Source organism: Heliobacterium mobile (assembly GCF_009720735.1).
Lineage (GTDB): Bacteria > Bacillota > Desulfitobacteriia > Heliobacteriales > Heliobacteriaceae > Heliobacterium > Heliobacterium mobile.
Map to the genome: position 1 here is coordinate 122,937 of NZ_WNKU01000001.1, position 19,117 is coordinate 142,053.

Below are 19,117 nucleotides of genomic sequence, written 5' to 3' on the forward strand. Positions count from 1 at the left end.
GGAGTCACCGTAATGTCAGTACTTCAACGACCAGTTGTCATCGGAACCCGGGACAGTGCTTTGGCGCTCTGGCAGACCAATTGGGTCATGGCCAGATTGAAAGAGTTATTCCCGGAACAAGCTTTCGAGGTTAAAGCGATCAAAACCAAGGGAGACAAAATCCTCGACGTGGCACTGGCCAAAATCGGGGATAAAGGCCTCTTCACGAAAGAACTGGAAGTCTCCATGCTTGAAGGTGAAATCGATATGGCGGTCCACTCATTGAAGGACCTGCCGACGGTTTTGCCGGAAGGTCTAACCATCGGTGCCATGTGTGTCCGTGAAGATTGCCGCGATATTCTCATCTCCCGTCATGGCGGTTTGGATGCACTACCTCAAGGTGCCCGTGTAGGGACAGCCAGTTTGCGGCGAAAAGCCCAGATCTGGCAAGTTCGTCCTGATTTAGAACTTCTGGATATTCGTGGAAACTTGCAAACTCGCCTCCGTAAGATGGAGGAACAAAACCTCGATGGCCTGATTCTCGCTGCTGCTGGAGTGATTCGCCTCGGTTGGGCCGAGAAAATCAGCCAATACATACCGGTAGACATGTGTCTTCCTGCCGTGGGCCAAGGCTCCATCGGCATTGAAATCCGAGAAGGCGATGATGAAATCGCTAAAATCGTCGGCGCTTTGAACCATTATGAGACTTCCGTAAGCATCCGGGCCGAGCGGGCATTGATGCGAACCCTCGAAGGCGGTTGCCAGGTGCCGATTGGCTCGCTGGGACGCCTGCAAGAGGGTCGCCTAGTCCTAGACGGGATCGTAGCATCCCTCGATGGGAAACATGTCGCTCGAGGACGGGAAGAAGGTGACCCGTCACAACCGGAAGAAGTGGGTATCCGTCTGGCCGAACAGCTCTTGCAACAAGGGGCCAGAGAGATATTAAACGTTGTAAGACAGGAGACTGAGTTGCAATGAAACAGAAAGTCGGAAAGGTCTATCTCGTCGGTGCAGGTCCCGGGGATCCCGGACTCATCACTGTAAAAGGTCTGCAGTGTATCCAAAAAGCTGAAGTGCTTGTCTATGACCGTTTGGCTGGTCACCGTTTGCTGACCTACGCCCGTCCTGACGCCGAGTTGATCTTCGTTGGCAAAGGACCGGACAAGCATGTCTATAAACAAGAAGAGATCAACGAAGTCCTTAAGGTCAAAGGTCTGGAAGGCAAAATCGTCACCCGTCTAAAAGGCGGAGATCCCTTCGTCTTCGGCCGTGGCGGTGAAGAAGCTGAAGTTCTGCGGGAAGCTGGCGTTCCTTTTGAGATCGTCCCCGGTATCACCTCAGCCATTTCCGTCCCTGCCTATGCAGGGATCCCTGTGACCCACCGCGATTTTACATCGAACTTCGCCGTGATCACCGGTAATGAAGATCCGAATAAAGAAGACTCGGCCATCGATTGGGCGAAGATCAGCACTGGCATCGGTACTCTGGTCTTCTTGATGGGGATGGGCAACCTGCCGCACATCGCCAGCAAGCTGATGGAACATGGACGCAGCCCTGAAACTCCCGTCGGTCTGATTCGCTGGGGTACACGCCCGGAACAACGGGCGATGACAGGAACCTTGGCCGACATTGCCGACAAAGCCAAAGCGGCTGGATTCCAAAACCCGGCCATCATCATCGTCGGCGAAGTGGTTACCCTCCGGGAAAAACTGGCTTGGTTCGAAGATAAGCCCCTCTTTGGCAAACGCATCGTCGTCACCCGTTCTCGTCAACAAGCGTCGGCCTTTGCCTCCCGCCTCGAAGAGCTGGGAGCAGAGCCTTGGGAGTTTCCCACCATCGATATTCAAGAACCAGCTGACCTGGCTCCTCTGGAAAATGCCATCAGCAAGATTCATGAATACGAGTGGATCATCTTTACATCGCCGAATGGTGTGCAGCGCTTCTTTGAGCGGTTCTTCACCAACGGTCATGACATTCGTGAACTCTTCAACGTCCGCCTCTGCGCCATTGGGCCGCAAACTCGTAAGGAATTGCAGAAGTTCGGCTTGAAAGTCGACTTCGTGCCTGAAGAATATCGTGCGGAAGCCATCGTCGAAGGCCTGAAAAACCTCGATGACTGGAAGGGTCGCAAAGTCCTGCTGCCTCGCGCTGATATCGCCCGTAAGATTCTGCCGGAAGCACTCACCAGCTTTGGTGCTGAAGTCGATGATGTAGTGGCCTACCGGACCGTACGCGGCGGTGGCGACGCGACACTGCTCCGTCAGATGATGGAAGAGAAGATGATCAGTGCCGTAACCTTCACCAGTTCCTCCACAGCTCGTAACTTTGTGGAAATGCTCGGTGTTGATGCTGCAGAACGGGAGCGTCTGCTCGATGGCGTTACCTTGGCATCGATCGGTCCTATCACCTCTGATACGATGAAGGAACTGGGCCTCCGTGTTGATGTGGAAGCCACCGAATACACCATTCCCGGGTTGACCCGTGCCTTGATGGCTCATTGGAACATACAACTTCCCGAGTAAAACTGTCATTCGCCCCGAGGGCGTAAGCACATTGTATCTCGACGGAATGTAACATCTCGCCTTCGGGGTGACCTATATCCACCATGTGCTATAAATTTTTATAGTTTTTCATGCGAAATGAAAGACGTGAGAGGAAGGATCACCATGATCGGAGTAAGTAAACTGCTTGTCGGCAGCGAGAACTATGGCGATCGGTTGCGTTACGCCAGCGGATCCCATGGACAGCGGAACGGCGCCGTTGAAGGATATGGCCCTGTCGTCGCTTGGAACGTATCCCGGACCTGTAACCTGCACTGCATTCATTGCTATTCCGACTCCGATGAAATCGATTATCCCGGCGAACTGACAACCCAGGAAGCCATCAAGTTCATCGACGAACTAGCCGATTTCAATGTTCCTGTGTTGCTGCTTTCCGGTGGCGAACCGTTGATGCGTCCCGACATTTTTGAACTCGTCGCTCATGCCAGCAAGCGGAACGTCCGGGTTACCTTCTCTACAAACGGAACCTTGATCACCCCCGATGTAGCCAAAGAAATTAAAAAATATGGCGTCGGATACGTAGGCATCAGCCTTGACGGTATCGGCGAAAACAACGATAAATTCCGCGGTAAAAAAGGCGCTTTCGAAGAAGCCTTAAACGGTATTCGCAACTGTCTGGCTATCGACCAACGGGTCGGCCTGCGCTTCACCATCAACAAGCATAACTTTAATGACCTGGAAAACATCTTCAATCTGATTGAAGAAGAAAAGATTCCCCGCGTTTGCTTCTATCACCTCGTTTACTCCGGTCGAGGCGGCAGCATGATGGAAGAAGATATGACCCGTCAAGAAGCTCGTGAAGCGATGGACCTGATCATGGCCAAATCAGTGGAATTCCACAAAAAAGGTTTTGATTGTGAAATCCTCACCGTCGACAACCATGCCGACATTGTCTACCTGTACCTGAAGATGAAAGATAAAGATCCCGTTCTAGCTGAAAAAATCTGGAAGCTGATGCAACTGAACGGCGGCAACCGCTCCGGTATCGCCTTTGCCAACGTTGACTCCCAAGGATTTGTTCACCCTGACCAATTCACTCAAAACCATACCTTTGGCAACGTCAAAGAACGTCCCTTCAAAGAGATCTGGTCTGACACTTCCAGCAACCCCATCTTGGCTGGTCTGAAAGATCGGAAGCCCTTGCTCAAAGGACGCTGTGCCAAGTGTAAATGGCTCAACGTTTGCAACGGTAACTTCCGTGCCCGTGCAGAAGCCGTTACCGGCGATTTCTGGGAGTCTGATCCGGCTTGCTACCTCACCGATGAGGAAATCGGCCTGTAAAAGGATCCCGACTTAAAACCAGAGTGGCTTGAATATTTGGGAGGGAGAAAAGGGATGAAACACATCCTGTCTGGATTTCCTATCCAACGACCTCGTCGGCTCCGGGAAAACCCGGTGCTGCGAGATATGGTACGGGAATACCACCTGCGCCCAGAAGATCTGATTTATCCGCTCTTTGCCGTGCCCGGCAAAGACGTCGTCAATCCCGTCAGTTCCATGCCAGGCGTTTGCCAGCTTTCGGTGGACAACATCGTCAAAGAAGCTGTCGATGCCTACAAAGCCGGCGTTCGGTCCGTGGAGCTCTTTGGTATCCCGCCAGAGAAGGATGAAGTTGCCTCTGGCGCCTACGATCCGAATGGCATCGTCCAAGAAGCGGTAAAAGCCGTGAAGGACGCTTGTCCTGAATTGTACGTTATCACCGATGTTTGCTTATGCCAGTACACCAACCATGGTCACTGCGGCATCGTCGAAGATGGACGCATCCTCAACGACCCCTCTTTGGACTATTTGGCCAAGACAGCTGTCTCACATGCCCAAGCCGGTGCCGATATGGTAGCTCCTTCCGATATGATGGACGGCCGAGTCGGAGCTATCCGGTTGGGATTAGATGAAGCTGGTTTTGAAAACGTACCGATCATGTCCTACTCGGCCAAATACGCCTCGGCTTTCTACGGACCTTTCCGGGAAGCGGCTGAGTCATCGCCGAAGTGGGGAGACCGACGCTCCTATCAGATGGACCCCGGTAACAGTACCGAAGCGTTGCGGGAGACGGCTCTCGATATCCAAGAAGGCTGTGACCTGATCATGGTAAAGCCAGGTTTAGCCTATCTCGACATCGTCCGCCGCTTGAAAGAGACTTTCGATCTGCCTGTGGCCATCTATAATGTGTCCGGTGAATATTCCATGGTGAAAGCCGCCGCTGAAAAAGGCTGGATTGATGAAAAACGCATTACCCTGGAACTGTTGCTCAGCATGAAACGCGCTGGGGCTGATCTGATCATCACCTACCATGCCAAGGATGCGGTTCGCTGGCTGAACGAATAGCCTTTTCCTACACCCTTTAATCGGAATTCTGTTTGAATGGCGGGGTGCATAGGCACGTTCGCTTTGTGCTTCGCGACGGACTCGCTAGACTGCATCGTTGGGGCGCCTTTAAACCGGTTATTTGTACCGGTGGCGCCCTACCGATTCCCCAGTCACCTTTGCCGATGCCGCTGGCTCAAATCGCTGACAAAAGCCCTTGTACCCTTTATTTTTCACGGAATAGCAATACGGCCGTGTTGGAATTTCGCTGCTCCCTAATCTTTATAGAAAAGATAAATTCAATCGAATGAGATATAGACATCAAAAGGAGGGTTATTCCTTGATTATTTCATGGAACACAACGAACCAGTGCAACATGTTTTGTGACCACTGCTATCGTGACGCCGGCGCCAAAGCCGAACAGGAGTTGTCCACGGTAGAAGGAAAACAACTGCTCGATGAGATCGCAAAAGCCGGTTTTAAAATCATGATCTTCTCCGGTGGCGAGCCCCTCATGCGTCCTGACATCGTCGAATTGGTTGCCTATGCTACATCGAAAGGTCTTCGCTCTGTCTTCGGCACGAACGGTACCCTGATCACCCGTGAAATGGCTCGGGACCTGAAAAAAGCTGGAGCCATGGGTATGGGCATCTCTCTCGATTCCATGGATAAAAAGAAACATGACGAATTCCGCCGCTATCCCGGTGCTTGGGACGAAGCCGTTCGCGGTATGGAAAACTGCCGTGCTGAAGGACTAGGCTTCCAAATTCATACGACTGTTATGGAATGGAACCGTCATGAAGTATCTACCATTACCGATTTTGCTGTAGAAATTGGCGCTGTCGGTCACCATACTTTCTTCTTGGTTCCTACCGGCCGTGCTGTCGACATTGAAGAAGAATCACTGAAAGCCGAACAGTATGAGCAAATCTTGACGGAAATCATGGAAAAACAGAAGGAAGTCAAGATCGAGCTGAAGCCCACCTGTGCACCTCAATTCATGCGCATCGCCAAAGAAATGGGCATGGATATGAAGTATGCTCGCGGCTGTCTTGCCGGAACCCACTATTGCATCATCTCTCCCATGGGTATCGTCCAGCCTTGCGCTTATCTGAACATCTCTGCCGGCAATGTTCGCGAAACGCCTTTCTCCGAGATCTGGAAAGAAGCGCCTATCTTCAAAGAACTGCGCACCTTGAAATATGGCGGCGGCTGCGGCGACTGCAAATACAAGTTCGCTTGCGGCGGATGCCGGGCTCGTGCCTACTACTATCACAATCAAGACTTCATGGCCGAAGAGCCCTGGTGCCTCTATCACGGTCGGAAGGGGTATTAAGCCATGAGTCTCGATGATCTGGACCGTCGATTGTTGACCATTATCCAGTCATCTTTCCCCATTGCCGCCGAACCTTACAAACAACTGGCTGAAGAATTGAATACCACAGAAGAGGACATCCTCTCCCGGGTTCAACGCTTCAAAGATACAGGCCTCATTCGGCGCATTGGCGGCATCTTCGATTCCCGCAACTTGGGCTACAAGTCGACCTTGTGCGCTATGAGAGCACCTGAGGATAAGTTAGAAAAGGCGATCGCCGTCGTCAACGAATACCCGGGTGTGACTCATAACTACCTGCGGGAACACGAATTTAATGTTTGGTTTACCCTGATCACACCTTCGGAAGAATATATGGAGAAGGTGCTCGATGAGATCCGAGAGCGGACTGGCTGTGAAGTACATAACCTGCCGGCAGTTCGTTTCTTCAAGATTAAAGTCGATTTCAGATTGGACAAGGAACGGCAAGGGGCCGCCGAAGCGGCGCAATAACTTGCTGGTGAAGGAATGAGACGGTATGCTTACAGAAGTCGATAAAAAATTAATTCGCCTGCTGCAAGATGATCTGCCGGTCACTTCCCGGCCCTTTGCCGCACTGGCTGAACAAGTTGGCTTGACGGAAGAGGAAGTCATCGCCCGCACCAAGGAATATCAAGAAAAAGGCTATATGCGCCGCTTCGGCGTAGCCCTGCGGCATCGGGAAGTCGGGTTCACCGCCAACGGCATGGGTTGTTGGGATGTGCCGGAAGAACGGGCCGAAGAGGTGGGCAAAACCATGGCCACCTTCCGAGAAGCTTCCCACTGTTACCAGCGCCCTCGCTTCGAAGGCTGGCCCTATAGCCACTTCACCATGATTCACGGAGAAACCCGGGAAGAATGTGAAGCCATCGCTAAGCGGATTTCGGAAGCAACGGGAATCACCAATTACCGGCTGCTTTTCTCTACCGAGGAATTGAAGAAAACCAGCATGCGTTACTTTATGGAAGAGTAGGGGGAAAGAACTTGACGAAGGGTTACCAACGGTCGGAAGAACTGTTTGCAGAAGCCGTGAAGGTGATTCCCGGCGGTGTAAACAGCCCAGTACGGGCCTTCAAATCGGTGGGCCGCAACCCCGTCTTCATCGAGAGTGGAGAAGGGGCCTATCTCTACGATGTGGACGGCAATCGTTATGTGGATTACGTCGGTTCCTGGGGCCCTCTGATTCTAGGACATGTGCATCCCGAAGTTTCTAAAGCGATTAAAACTTCGATTGATAAGGGTACTTCTTACGGAGCGCCGACAGAACTGGAGACGCGTCTCGCAAGACTGGTCTTAGAAGCATTCCCTCACTTTGACATGGTTCGCATGGTCAACTCCGGTACTGAAGCGACCATGAGCGCCCTGCGCTTGGCTCGTGGTTACACGGGCCGAAGCAAAATTGTCAAATTCGAAGGCTGCTATCACGGTCATGCCGACAGCCTGCTGATCAAAGCCGGTTCAGGCGCACTGACCTTGGGCGTGCCTACGAGCCCTGGTGTTCCCGGTAATATCGCTTCGAACACAATTACAGCACCTTACAACGATCTGGAGACACTCCGGGAAGTCTTCAAGCAGGCTGGAGACGACATCGCTGCCATCATCATTGAAGGGGTGCCCGGCAACATGGGTGTCGTGCCGCCCAAGCCCGGCTACCTGGAAGGTGTTCGTGAGTTGACTCGCGAATACGGCGCTTTGATGATCATAGATGAAGTCATGAGCGGCTTCCGTGTCGCCTTTGGCGGCGCTCAAGGTCTCTATGGTATCGAACCGGACATCACTTGTCTCGGTAAGATCATCGGCGGCGGCCTGCCTGTCGGCGCTTACGCCGGTAAAGCCGAAATCATGGAAAAAGTCGCCCCGGCAGGTCCCATCTATCAAGCGGGTACCCTCTCAGGCAACCCCTTAGCCATGACCGCAGGTATCGCCACCTTGGAGATTCTGAAGCGTCCGGGAACCTATGAGTCTCTGGAAGAAAAAGCCTCATATTTGGCTGACGGCTTGGCGAAAGCGGCCCAAAAAGCCGGCGTACCTCTTTCAACGAACCGCGTCGGTTCCATGTTGACAGGCTTCTTCACAGACAAATTGGTCGACGATTTTGCCTCCGCCTGCACATCAGATACTGAGGCATTTGCGACCTATTTTCGGGCTATGCTCGACCGCGGTGTCTATCTGGCCTGTTCCCAGTTTGAAGCCGCTTTTGTATCCTTGGCCCATACGAAAGAAGACCTGGATTTCACCATCGCAGCCGCCGAAGAAGCGTTCCAAATGGTGGCCGATTCAAAACAAAAATAGAACAAAAGAAAAACAGAACAAACAAGCAACATTTGTTCAAAATAAAAACTCCGCCATAGGCGGGGTTTTTGTTTTGAGTATCAATTACGACTCACTTGACCGTCCAAGCAATCGTCTTTTAGGGTTATACTATAATACCGAATATTATAGGGCCTTTCGCAACGATTTCGACAGAAGAAAGGTGAACAAAGCCGATGTGGTTGGTCTTAGCTCTATCGAGCGCTGTCGTTTTTGGTTTAGCTGGTTTTGGCATGAAAGTGGGGCAAATGCGAGGGGTCCCATCGTCTTTGGTGCTCATCGGTCTATATTTATCGGGTACACTGGGATTCCTAATAACGTGGTCGATGGCCGGAGCTGTCACCTCATGGCCTGTCATTTTAGCAGGCTTGATCATCGGTATTGGCTCTGCCGGAGGAAATTATGTCTTTATGAAGGCTATCGAAAGCGGGCCGGCTAGTTTGACTTCACCGATCATCAACATGAACGTAGTGCTCGTGATCGGCTTGTCAGTCTTGATCTATGGTGAGACCATGAACCTGACGAAGACAATCGGTGTCACCTTATTTCTAATCGCCATCATCTTAATCGCGATTAAACCGGATAAGAGCAAAGGGATGAACACTTCGGCTTTCTGGTTAAGTATGGTGATGCTGAGTACCTTGCTTTTCGCTGTTCGCAACGGTGGACTCAAAGTCACTCAAGAACTGGCTATGGATAACAGCGCCGTACTCTTTTTTAGCTACCTCATACCGACGATCTTTTTTTTAGTACGGTATCGGGCGGAACTGATGGAACTGAAAGCGGGTGAAATCCTTCCTCAGTTGGGTTGGGGCTTAGTGAGCGGGCTAGGTTCTTTCGGAGGAATGCAACTTTATGCCTATGCCTTATCTCAAGGACCGGCTTCGATTATATCGCCTGTTTTTTCTCTATACGGACTGGTGATTGTTCTATTATCGGTTGGCGTCTATAAAGAACGCCTCACCGCCTTGCAGACTTTGGCGGTAGCTCTTACCTTTGTGGGTCTCATCCTGGTCAAGTCTTGAGCTATTCTTCGTTCTCTCTGATTCTTTCTGAAGCCGCTTTCACAGGAGACTTTTTCGTAGCAGAGTTCCGGTATCTATATAGCAGATAAGCGGTGCCCATAACTAAAAAGCCGGCGAAAACTAAGACGTTCACATAATGATGGAACTCTCCCATCATCGCTTCATAAGCTTCGCCGGCGGCTATGCCAATAAAGATGATCGGCGTACACCAAAGAATCGAACCTAACAAGTTCCAGAAAAAGGCCTCCCAAAAACCCATGCGAACGAGACCGGTAAAATAGGGGGTCACATGACGCACGCCGATGATCCAGCGACTAAAGAGGATCATCGTAATACGATTGCGGCGGAACCAGGACTCTGTCCTTTCAATATACTCCCGCTTCAATCCCATTCGGGGAGCCCATTTGTATAGAACAAGCTGTCCATAACGGGTTCCGATCACATGGGCGACCATCGAACCTAAATGGCTGCCGGCAACACAGCTAAGTAAAGTGACGTGAAGCTGTAGGCGATCTTGAGAAATAAGAAAACCGGCAAAAGCTTGAGAAATCTCTCCGGGAAAGGGAGCTCCCAAAAACTCGAAAAAAAGGCCCAGAAAAAGGCCTACGTCGCCGTAAGTGCTGACAATCCAATGAGCCGTATCTTTCAATGCATGCATGCAGTGTCCCCCTAAGGAACAAAAGTAGCCTATTTTATTTTAACAAACTGATGGATAGGGTACAATCGACTCCGAATAGACAAATTTTCTGCAAATCTGAGAATTTCTCTTGCAAGGAATTTATCACTATGTATAGAATAGTATGTATAGATCCATAGGTGTATAATCTCAGGTTCACATGTTGACATAAGCGTACAAATCCAATGCGGAGAAAGAGTACTGTGAGAAGGGCAGTTGACAGAGAGCCGCTCGTGGCTGAAAGGCGGCACTGCTACCATCGACAGGAAAATCCTCTCCAAGGTGCAGGCTGAAAGGGAAATTATTCCCCATTAAGCCGTGCCGGCCGGTCACCGTTAGCAGACCGGGCAAGCATCGACTTGTCCTGTTGAGGGCTGCCATTCGTGACAGCCGAACAAGGGTGGTACCGCGAATTCCCCTCGCCTCTTGATTTATAGAGGCGAGGGTTTTCATTTATCTATGAGAAAAGTTCTGAAAGATGAGGTGTGTCAGGTATGAAGATGACCGGAGCTCAAGCCGTCGTCGCCAGTCTGCAGGAAGAAGGGGTGGACTTGATTTTTGGGTATCCCGGCGGTCAGGTGATCCCGCTTTACGATGCCCTTTATGACAGTTCCCTCCGGCATATTCTTACCCGGCACGAGCAGGGGGCGGCCCATGCCGCCGATGGTTATGCGCGGGCCACCGGGAAGGTGGGCGTCTGCATCGCTACGTCCGGTCCAGGGGCGACCAACCTGATTACAGGGATTGCGAATGCCTATATGGACTCAGTGCCGATGGTGTGTATCACTGGGCAGGTTCCTCTAGCGGTAATTGGAAAAGATTCCTTCCAGGAAGCTGACATCACAGGTATCACCGCGCCGATTACCAAGCATAACTATCTGGTAAAAAAAGCAAGTGATCTTCCGAGAATCATAAAAGAAGCGTTTCACATCGCTCGAAGTGGCCGTCCAGGACCGGTCGTTGTCGATGTGCCCAAAGATATCTTTACGACGACCATCGATTTTGCTTATCCTAAGGAAGTTCGGCTGCGCGGTTATGCGCCTGTTTTTGAAGGAAAGAGTTCAGAAGTGGACGCGGTGGCCCGGGCGATCGCTGAAGCGAAAAAACCTTTATTCTTTATTGGCGGCGGAGTCGGAGCGGCAGGCGTGTCACAGGATTTCCTTCGGTTGGTAGAAAAATATCAAATTCCAGTGATCAGTTCGCTCATGGGATTGGGGGCGATTGCGACCACCCATCCGATGCACCTGGGGATGGTCGGAATGCATGGAACTGTAGCAGCCAACAAGGCCGTTATGGAATGCGACCTCCTCGTCGGCATCGGCGTCCGTTTTGATGACCGTGTGACCGGGCTCATCGCCAGGTTTGCACCGAAAGCGAAAGTGGCTCATCTGGACATCGACCCCGCCGAAGTCAACAAAAACGTCTTTACCCATCTGCGAGTCATCGGTGATCTCCAATGGAGCTTGCCCGCTTTAGAAGCATCCTTGAAAGAAGTTTGTGCGGAAGATCAACGCTCCGACGCATGGATCCAAGAGGTTACCCGCTGGAAAGAGGAATCGCCCGTAGCCTATCAAAAGAGCGATGACATCATCAAACCTCAGTTTGTCATTGAAGAGCTGGCTCGGTTGACAGGGGGCAAAGCGGTCGTTGCTACCGACGTAGGACAGCACCAGATGTGGACGGCTCAATTTTTCCCCTTTCACCAGCCCCGGACACTGATCACCTCCGGAGGGCTGGGAACGATGGGCTATGGATTACCGGCGGCTATCGGTGCCCAACTGGGACAGCCCGATGAACTGGTTCTTTTGGTCACCGGAGACGGATCCATCCTGATGAACTGCCAAGAAATTGCCACAGCGGTAGAACATCGTTTACCGATCAAGGTGGCCATCATGAACAACAATGTTCTGGGTATGGTCCGGCAATGGCAGAAGATGTTCTTTAACCAGCGTTATTCCCATACCCGCTTTGCCAACGGCGGTACAGACTATGTAAAACTGGCTGAAGCGTTCGGAGCTACAGGACTTCGAGCGGAAACACCTGCCGATGTACCCGCCATCATTGCTAAAGCCCTGGAAACAGAAGGCCCTGTGTTTATGGACTTCCGCGTCAGTGACGACGAAAACGTCCTGCCGATGGTTCCGGCAGGCGCGCCTCTCGATCAGATCATTGAGGAGGTGGACTGAGATGCGTCATACCTTGGCTGTACTGGTGGAAAATCGCCCCGGCGTACTCGTGCACATCTCCGGTCTTATCGCACGGCGAGCTTTTAATATTGAAAGCATCACCGCCGGGTACACGGAAGAAGCCGATATCACCCGCATCACCATTGTGGTTGAAGGAGATAACCGCAGCTTGGAACAGGTCGTCAATCAGCTTTCCAAGCTGGTTGATGTCATCAAGATCGTTGAACTTACTTCGGAACCTTCTATCGAACGGGAACTGGCCCTGATCAAAGTAAAAGCCAACCCGGAGACCCGCTCAGATATCGTGGACATCGTCGAAATCTTTCGCGCGAAGATCGTCGATGTCAATCGTGAAACGATGGTCATCGAATTGACCGGAGAAGAGACGAAGATCGACGCCCTCTGTGAGGTCCTTAAAGACCACGGTATCGTGGAAATGGTTCGCACCGGCAAAGTAGCTCTTTCACGGAGACCGGGCGCGGCGAAAGAGACGGAGTAATTCCCTTATAAGAACAGGTCCGAGGAGGACACGCGTGGACATTCGCCAACAACGAAAACTCGATCACATCCGTCAGGCACTCTCGCTGGAAGACGGTCCGATCCCCAACGGCTTTAAAGACGTTCGGCTCATCCACGAGGCCTTGCCCAACCTTGACAGCCGAGATATCGACATTTCTGTTTCTTTTCTCGGGAAAACATTGACGATGCCGTTGCTGATCAACGCCATCACCGGAGGTACTCCCCAGGTGACCGATATCAACCGTCGCTTGGCTCGCATTGCCGCCAAAGCCGGTATCGGGATCGCCGTCGGATCGCAGGCGGCCGCTTTACGGGATCCGGCGATGAGGGAATCCTATCAGGTGGTCCGGGAGGAGAATCCCGACGGCATCGTCATTGCCAACGTCAACCCAAACACACCTGTAGATCAGGCGATTAAAGCGATCGAGATGATCCAAGCTGACGCTTTGCAGGTGCACCTCAATGTGGCTCAAGAAATGGCGATGGCAGAAGGTGACCGGGATTTTCGCCATTGGCCGGAAAACCTCGCTGAACTCATCCGGCACTGTCCCGTACCAGTGATCGCGAAAGAAGTCGGAAATGGTGTTTCTTTCGAAACAGCTGAACGGCTTATGGAGCTGGGAGTCCGCTATATCGATGTAGGAGGTGCCGGAGGCACCAATTTCATCGCCATTGAAATGCGTCGGCGTGGCCTTGAGTTGCAAGAATTTGAGGCCTGGGGTATCTCTTCCGCGGTCACTCTGGCCGAGGTAGCCTGGTCAGCCTCCGATTGTTTGAGGAGCGATGAAAAGTTAACGATCATCGCTAGCGGCGGCATACGCAACGGATGGGAAGCAGCGAAATCTTTTGCTTTAGGTGCAAAAGTGGCAGCTGTTGCCGGTTCGGTGCTCAAACATCTGCTTAGTTCCAGCGATGGGGAACAGTCTGTCGTGAAATATATTGAAGAATTCCGGCAGGAACTTATCGTGAGCTTTACCTTGACCAATAGCTCTAACTTGGACACCTTTGCCCAGCAGCCCTGTCTGATCCTCGGGGAAGTGAAAGAGTGGCTTGAACAGCGAGGTATCCCTATAGCATTTTGGTCTCAACGAAATAGGAAAAACCCGGTTAGTCGCTAACCGGGTTTTTCCTATTTTCGCTGCCATTCACTTTGCAGACGGAAAGGCTACTCTTTTTGGTTTTTCCCTGCTTTCCTAGGGTAACCTAGCAATGGAGGTGGGGAAGGTGCCGAGATATCCGATTGGAGCCATCATTCTGTTGGTCAGCATGATCTTCATTCTTTTTGGTATGGGTCGGGGGCTAGCTCAGCGGTTACGAACACCGTCGAGGAGATTGCTGTTCTTTCTCTTGGCATGGTGGGCAGCTTCTTTTATCGATGTGCCAATCCTAGCGATAAAACCGGCTATGTTTGTGAACCTTGGCGGCATCGTGGCACCGCTTTGTTTGGGTCTGCTTTTGACGGGTAAAACGAAACTGGCCGACGTCAGACTTTGGATGGCTGTTCTGTCTGTCATGGTTTCGGGCCTGCTTGGACAGGAAGTTCTTGGATTTGAACAGGATCATTTCCTCTGGGACGGCCACTGGATCTTTACATTTCTCGGTGCATTGGCGGCAGCAACCGTCGCAGTAGAGATGCGCGGTGCATTGGCGGCTGTTCTTTTGGGGGGAGCGTTAGCTGAGACGATAGGCCCCTTTGTGAATTTTTACTGGCATCTGGCGCCGGGGCGAATCACTGACTTAGGAGCCGGTATTGTTTTTGACCGGATCGTTGTATCATCGCTGCTAGTTTTCCCCTTAAGCTTTATCATTGAGCATCTTAGTGTCGCCAAGGCTGTCCGGGTGAATCTGATCCCCAAGCAGATCGACCGGAAGTTGACGAAGGAAACCCTAGAGGAACAAGAAATTGTCATCGATGCAGAAAAGAAATCATCGGAATAAGCATACTTTTTCGCTGGTCTATACGATCAGTTCGCTGGCGACAGGTCTGCTGTTCTTTTTAGCGATCGCCTGCCTATTTGCTGTTGTGTATCGTCTATCTGATTGGGACCAGTTCGACGACAGGTCTGTGAAAGGATCCCTTCGAAGCGTCATTGGCCACCAAGGTAGGATGGTTGCCAAAACGGATCGAGATTGGAGAATCGGCGAAGGGCTCATCGACGAGAGGGGACAACCTTGGAAGGTTGAAGAGATTGACGATGAGACTGTCTATGTGGGGCAAGACGATGCAGTCCTTTGCAGTGAATCCGATCCGGTGGTTTCAAGAAGCTTTCTCCCAACTCGCTTGGCTCCCTCGGCCGATGGTGCCGATGGAAACGTTGTTGTTATGGCCGAAGCACAAGCAGAAAGGACGGCTCAGCATTTTGTCGATGCCATTCGAGAAAGAGGCATGAACGTCACGCTTCGCTCGGGGAAGCAGAACCTGACAAAACGAGCCCTATACCGTCACAGTGTCGACGGGACCACTGCCATGATCATCCTTCGAGAAGGGACGGATCATTGGCTTGACGGCAACGCAGAGAGCCGAATAGAGTTTAGTGTGGAACGTGGGCAGCCTCGTCATCCCTCTAACTTTGCTTTTGCCCTGCGTTGGGCGAATCACTTGCCCGTCGAGGTCAGGCCAATTATCACCGTGAGCAAACCCTGTCTAAGACAGCATCTTCATCCCCGGATGGTTGATGTGACAATCCCGAAGGGATTGCAACCCAAAGAATTGGAAAAGCTGGCAGATGGGCTAATGGAAGCGCTGGATCCCGATTCCTTGACGAAATGGAATCGCTCCTTCATAATGAGTAGAAGAATTGGGGACATAAGGAGGCCTGGGCCGTGAAGCCCGCAGGCGGCACCATCAGTGACGTAGAACCAGCCAGTTTGGCCGCCCGAATCGGTCTTCAGAGCGGAGACCGCCTAGTGTCGATTAATGGCCAGCAGGTTCGCGATGTGCTTGATTACGGATTTTATATCCGTGAAAGTAAGGTAAAACTAGAAGTATTGGAAAGTACCACCGGGGAGACCCGGTGGTTTGAGATTGAAAAAGAAGAGGATGACGACTTAGGCATTCACTTTGCCGACGCAACCTTCGATGGATTGCGCCGTTGCCAAAACCGTTGCCTTTTTTGTTTTGTCGATCAAATGCCTTCGGGCATGCGTCCCTCCTTATATGCCAAAGATGACGATTACCGCCATTCCTTCTGGCATGGGAATTTTATCACCTTGACAAACCTCGATGAAGGGGCTTTTCAACGTCTCTTGTCTCTACGTCTGAGCCCGCTCTATATTTCGGTACAGGCGACAGACCCAGAGGTTCGCCAAAAACTGCTCCGCCACCGCCGCGCTGGCGAGATCATGGATCGATTGCGTCAATTGGCCGACTCCCGGATCCAACTGCATACCCAAATCGTCTGTTGTCCGGGACTCAATGATGGTGTCGTGCTGGAGAAGTCTTTGGCGGATCTCTGGTCCCTTGGCTATTCCCTGGCAAGCGTGTCCGTCGTGCCTGTCGGATTGACGAGCCATCGTCAAGGACTTTTCCCCTTGCGCACCTTTCAGCCCGATGAGGCGAAGAAAGTGATTGAACTCATGGAAAGGTGGCAGCAAGAGGCCCTAAAGGAGCGTGGCGAGACGGTCTTCTTTGCGGCCGACGAGTTTTACTTGCTTTCCGGCGACGATTTTCCTGAATCAGAACGGTATGAGGACTACTCTCAACTGGAAAACGGAGTCGGCCTCTGTCGGCTGTTTATGGAAGACTGGAATGGAGCCGTCGAGGAGTTTTTAACAGAAGCGAAAAACAAGAACAGCTTGAGCGTCGGCGCTTTGAGCAATGGACAAACATATCTGATCACAGGCCTGTCTGGTGGGCGATTTCTATCACGACTGTTGGACCAGACAGCACGGGATTACGGTATATCATGGTCAGAACAGGCTGTCCAGATCGTTGCAGTCGAGAACCGATGTTTTGGCTCTACGGTGACCGTGGCGGGGCTGGTGACAGGCAAAGATGTGATTCACACTCTGCGGGGATTGGACAATCCCCCTAAGAAATCAGACCGGATCCTGCTGCCCACGGTGATGTTCCGGAGTGAAGGCGATGTTACCTTGGACGATCTGACGCCAGAAAACATTTCTGCAGCCCTCGGTGGGGCGACGGTAGAGCTTGTCAAAACGAGCGGCGATGCATTGTTTATAAGCTTGATCAAGAACGAGGAACCTTAGAAAGGAAGGTGAAGCCTATGGCCAAACCGATCGTAGCCGTCGTAGGGCGCCCAAACGTGGGCAAATCAACACTTTTTAATCGGCTCACTGGCGGAAGAGTCGCGATTGTAGAAGACCGGCCCGGCGTCACCCGGGACCGCTTATACCGGAACGCCAAATGGCTCAACCGGGAATTTACTCTTGTCGATACAGGCGGACTGGAATTTGGTGCCGACGGAAACCCTTTTTCAGAAGTAATCTATAAACAGGCAGAAGCAGCGATTGCCGAAGCAGATGTGATCCTCTTTATGGTGGACGGAAAAGCAGGGATCACTGCTGATGACGAAACAGTCGCAGCTGTGCTGCGTAGAACGAAGAAACCAGTCTTTCTCGTAGTCAATAAAATTGAGGATTTTTCCCAACGGGATAAGTATTATGAGTTTTTTGCCTTAGGCCTTGGCGATCCGATTCCCATTTCGGCTACCCATGGCATGAATACAGGCGATCTTTTGGATGCAGTGATCGAAGCTCTGCCGCCGGAAGGCGACGAAGAAGATGATCCCGACACAATCAAAATCGCTGTCATCGGAAAGCCTAATGTGGGTAAATCGTCCATGGTCAATGCCATTTTGGGAGAAGAGCGGGTCATCGTCTCGAATATCCCCGGCACGACCCGCGACGCCATCGATACGCCCTTCGAACGAGAAGGCAAGCACTATGTGCTCATCGATACAGCCGGTATGCGCCGCAAAGGAAAGATTGATGAATCTGTCGAACGGTACAGCGTAATGCGCTCGTTGCGGGCTGTGGACCGCAGCGATGTGGTGCTCATGGTCATCGACGCTTCCCAAGGCGTCACCGAGCAAGATAAGAAGATTGCCGGTTATGCCCACGAAGCCGGTAAGGCCTGCGTGCTCGTGTTGAATAAGTGGGATCTGGTTCCCAAGGACGATAAGACGATGAATCGCTTTGATAAAGTGGTTCGTTCGGAATTGGGCTTTTTGAATTACGCCCCGACGATTTACGTATCCGCACTGACGGGTCAGCGACTGCCTAAAATCTTAGAACTGGTTGACTTTGTAACAGAACAGGCCAACCGCCGTATCCCCACATCGGTGATCAACGAGTTGATGACCGATATTATCCGTGTCACACCAGCGCCCTCTGATCGAGGCCGTCGTTTGAAGATCCTATATGTCACGCAGACTTCTGTGAAACCGCCTACCTTTGTCTTTTTTGTCAACGATGAGGAACTCTTTCACTTCTCCTATCAGCGACATATCATGAACCGGTTTCGGGAAACCTTCGGCTTCGAAGGAACACCGGTCCGCTTTATCATCCGGCAGCGTGAAAAAGAAAAAGAATAGAAGGGTAGCCGATTGCTTATGACAACAGCAATGAGCTTGACAATGGATTGGTCATCGCTGGGGTTAATCCTGCTGTCATTCTTTCTCGGATCGATTCCCTTCGCCTATCTAGCCGGCAAGGCTAAGGGCATAGACATTCGCAAACACGGGAGCGGCAATATCGGTGCGACCAATGCCTTCCGAGTGCTCGGTGCCACCATGGGCGCTGCAGTGCTGCTTCTTGATGCTGGAAAAGCGGCCTTAGCCACCTGGCTGGGACAACCTTACGGGGGGACGATGGCGGTCTTAGCTGGCTTGGCGGCCATCCTCGGACATACCTTTTCGCCTTTTATGAAGTTCAAAGGGGGAAAAGGCGTCGCCAGCGCTGCCGGTGTGGTACTTACGATCGCACCGTTGATCGCCTTGATCTGTCTCGCTGCATTCGCACTGGCTGTTTATTTGACCAGTTACGTTTCGGTCGGTTCCATTTTGGCGGCGGTGCTTTTGCCGGTGCTCATGTATTTTCTAGGCAAACCTGTAGCCTATCAGGTCTTTGCTTTGGCTGTTTCTCTTTTTGTCATCTACCGCCATCGCTCTAACATCAAACGGTTGATGGAAGGCACAGAGAATCCCATCCGGCGGAAAACAACATAATTGACATTAATGTTTCCA

Annotated in this window: 19 protein-coding genes; 17 read left to right on the forward strand and 2 right to left on the reverse strand. The window is 51.7% G+C overall.

Annotated elements, in window-relative coordinates; genetic code table 11:
- Positions 1-12 precede the first annotated feature (12 nt).
- The 9 genes from hemC to GJ688_RS00635 all read left to right on the forward strand — a co-directional run bounded on the left by hemC (position 13) and on the right by GJ688_RS00635 (position 9,530).
- On the forward strand, positions 13-957 hold the full coding sequence (gene hemC / locus GJ688_RS00595; protein ID WP_155474595.1) for a hydroxymethylbilane synthase: 945 nt from the start codon (positions 13-15) through the stop codon (positions 955-957).
- The gene (cobA, locus tag GJ688_RS00600; RefSeq protein WP_155474596.1) at positions 954-2,501 is read left to right on the forward strand and encodes a uroporphyrinogen-III C-methyltransferase; all 1,548 of its coding nucleotides are present in this window, start codon (positions 954-956) and stop codon (positions 2,499-2,501) included. Before hemC ends, cobA begins: the two co-directional genes overlap by 4 nt.
- A gap of 144 nt (positions 2,502-2,645) precedes the next feature.
- Positions 2,646-3,821, forward strand: coding sequence for a putative heme d1 biosynthesis radical SAM protein NirJ1 (gene nirJ1 / locus GJ688_RS00605; protein ID WP_155474597.1), 1,176 nt, complete (start codon positions 2,646-2,648; stop codon positions 3,819-3,821).
- Positions 3,822-3,875: 54 nt separating this feature from the next.
- Positions 3,876-4,865 (forward strand): porphobilinogen synthase, encoded by a 990-nt coding sequence (gene hemB, locus GJ688_RS00610; protein WP_155474598.1) that lies wholly within the window; start codon positions 3,876-3,878, stop codon positions 4,863-4,865.
- 319 nt (positions 4,866-5,184) lie between these two features.
- Entirely contained in the window at positions 5,185-6,180 is a 996-nt protein-coding gene (gene nirJ2 / locus GJ688_RS00615; RefSeq protein ID WP_155474599.1) for a putative heme d1 biosynthesis radical SAM protein NirJ2, read from the forward strand.
- A 3-nt stretch (positions 6,181-6,183) separates the two neighbouring features.
- Positions 6,184-6,669, forward strand: a complete 486-nt coding sequence (gene ahbA, locus GJ688_RS00620; RefSeq protein WP_155474600.1) for a siroheme decarboxylase subunit alpha — start codon at positions 6,184-6,186, stop codon at positions 6,667-6,669.
- Positions 6,670-6,694: 25 nt separating this feature from the next.
- Positions 6,695-7,168 carry a siroheme decarboxylase subunit beta gene (gene ahbB, locus GJ688_RS00625; RefSeq protein WP_155474601.1) on the forward strand — a complete coding sequence of 158 codons (474 nt, stop codon included), beginning with the start codon at positions 6,695-6,697 and terminating at the stop codon, positions 7,166-7,168.
- Between the two features lie 11 nt (positions 7,169-7,179).
- Positions 7,180-8,487, forward strand: coding sequence for a glutamate-1-semialdehyde 2,1-aminomutase (gene hemL, locus GJ688_RS00630; RefSeq protein WP_155474602.1), 1,308 nt, complete (start codon positions 7,180-7,182; stop codon positions 8,485-8,487).
- A 194-nt stretch (positions 8,488-8,681) separates the two neighbouring features.
- A complete protein-coding gene (locus GJ688_RS00635; protein ID WP_155474603.1) occupies positions 8,682-9,530 on the forward strand; it encodes a DMT family transporter in 849 nt (282 codons plus the stop codon).
- A gap of 1 nt (position 9,531) precedes the next feature.
- Here the strand turns inward: GJ688_RS00635 and GJ688_RS00640 are convergent, their stop codons facing one another.
- Entirely contained in the window at positions 9,532-10,188 is a 657-nt protein-coding gene (locus GJ688_RS00640) for a DedA family protein (protein ID WP_155474604.1), read from the reverse strand.
- Between the two features lie 174 nt (positions 10,189-10,362).
- Positions 10,363-10,557 (reverse strand): hypothetical protein, encoded by a 195-nt coding sequence (locus GJ688_RS00645; protein ID WP_170291521.1) that lies wholly within the window; start codon positions 10,555-10,557, stop codon positions 10,363-10,365.
- A gap of 143 nt (positions 10,558-10,700) precedes the next feature.
- Here GJ688_RS00645 and ilvB point away from each other — a divergent pair, with 143 nt between their 5' ends.
- The 8 genes from ilvB to plsY all read left to right on the forward strand — a co-directional run bounded on the left by ilvB (position 10,701) and on the right by plsY (position 19,099).
- Positions 10,701-12,392 (forward strand): biosynthetic-type acetolactate synthase large subunit, encoded by a 1,692-nt coding sequence (gene ilvB, locus GJ688_RS00650; protein ID WP_155474606.1) that lies wholly within the window; start codon positions 10,701-10,703, stop codon positions 12,390-12,392.
- 1 nt (position 12,393) lies between these two features.
- Positions 12,394-12,891, forward strand: a complete 498-nt coding sequence (gene ilvN, locus GJ688_RS00655) for an acetolactate synthase small subunit (protein WP_155474607.1) — start codon at positions 12,394-12,396, stop codon at positions 12,889-12,891.
- A 34-nt stretch (positions 12,892-12,925) separates the two neighbouring features.
- Positions 12,926-14,029 carry a type 2 isopentenyl-diphosphate Delta-isomerase gene (fni, locus tag GJ688_RS00660; protein ID WP_155474608.1) on the forward strand — a complete coding sequence of 368 codons (1,104 nt, stop codon included), beginning with the start codon at positions 12,926-12,928 and terminating at the stop codon, positions 14,027-14,029.
- 106 nt (positions 14,030-14,135) lie between these two features.
- Positions 14,136-14,849 carry a hypothetical protein gene (locus tag GJ688_RS00665; RefSeq protein ID WP_155474609.1) on the forward strand — a complete coding sequence of 238 codons (714 nt, stop codon included), beginning with the start codon at positions 14,136-14,138 and terminating at the stop codon, positions 14,847-14,849.
- A complete protein-coding gene (locus GJ688_RS00670; RefSeq protein WP_155474610.1) occupies positions 14,824-15,738 on the forward strand; it encodes a hypothetical protein in 915 nt (304 codons plus the stop codon). Before GJ688_RS00665 ends, GJ688_RS00670 begins: the two co-directional genes overlap by 26 nt.
- The gene (locus GJ688_RS21240) at positions 15,735-17,120 is read left to right on the forward strand and encodes a DUF512 domain-containing protein (RefSeq protein WP_155474611.1); all 1,386 of its coding nucleotides are present in this window, start codon (positions 15,735-15,737) and stop codon (positions 17,118-17,120) included. The genes GJ688_RS00670 and GJ688_RS21240 overlap by 4 nt, the downstream gene beginning before the upstream one ends.
- Before the next feature lie 17 nt (positions 17,121-17,137).
- Positions 17,138-18,466 (forward strand): ribosome biogenesis GTPase Der, encoded by a 1,329-nt coding sequence (gene der, locus GJ688_RS00680; protein WP_155474612.1) that lies wholly within the window; start codon positions 17,138-17,140, stop codon positions 18,464-18,466.
- Positions 18,467-18,484: 18 nt separating this feature from the next.
- On the forward strand, positions 18,485-19,099 hold the full coding sequence (gene plsY / locus GJ688_RS00685) for a glycerol-3-phosphate 1-O-acyltransferase PlsY (RefSeq protein ID WP_235910684.1): 615 nt from the start codon (positions 18,485-18,487) through the stop codon (positions 19,097-19,099).
- Positions 19,100-19,117: the final 18 nt, after the last annotated feature.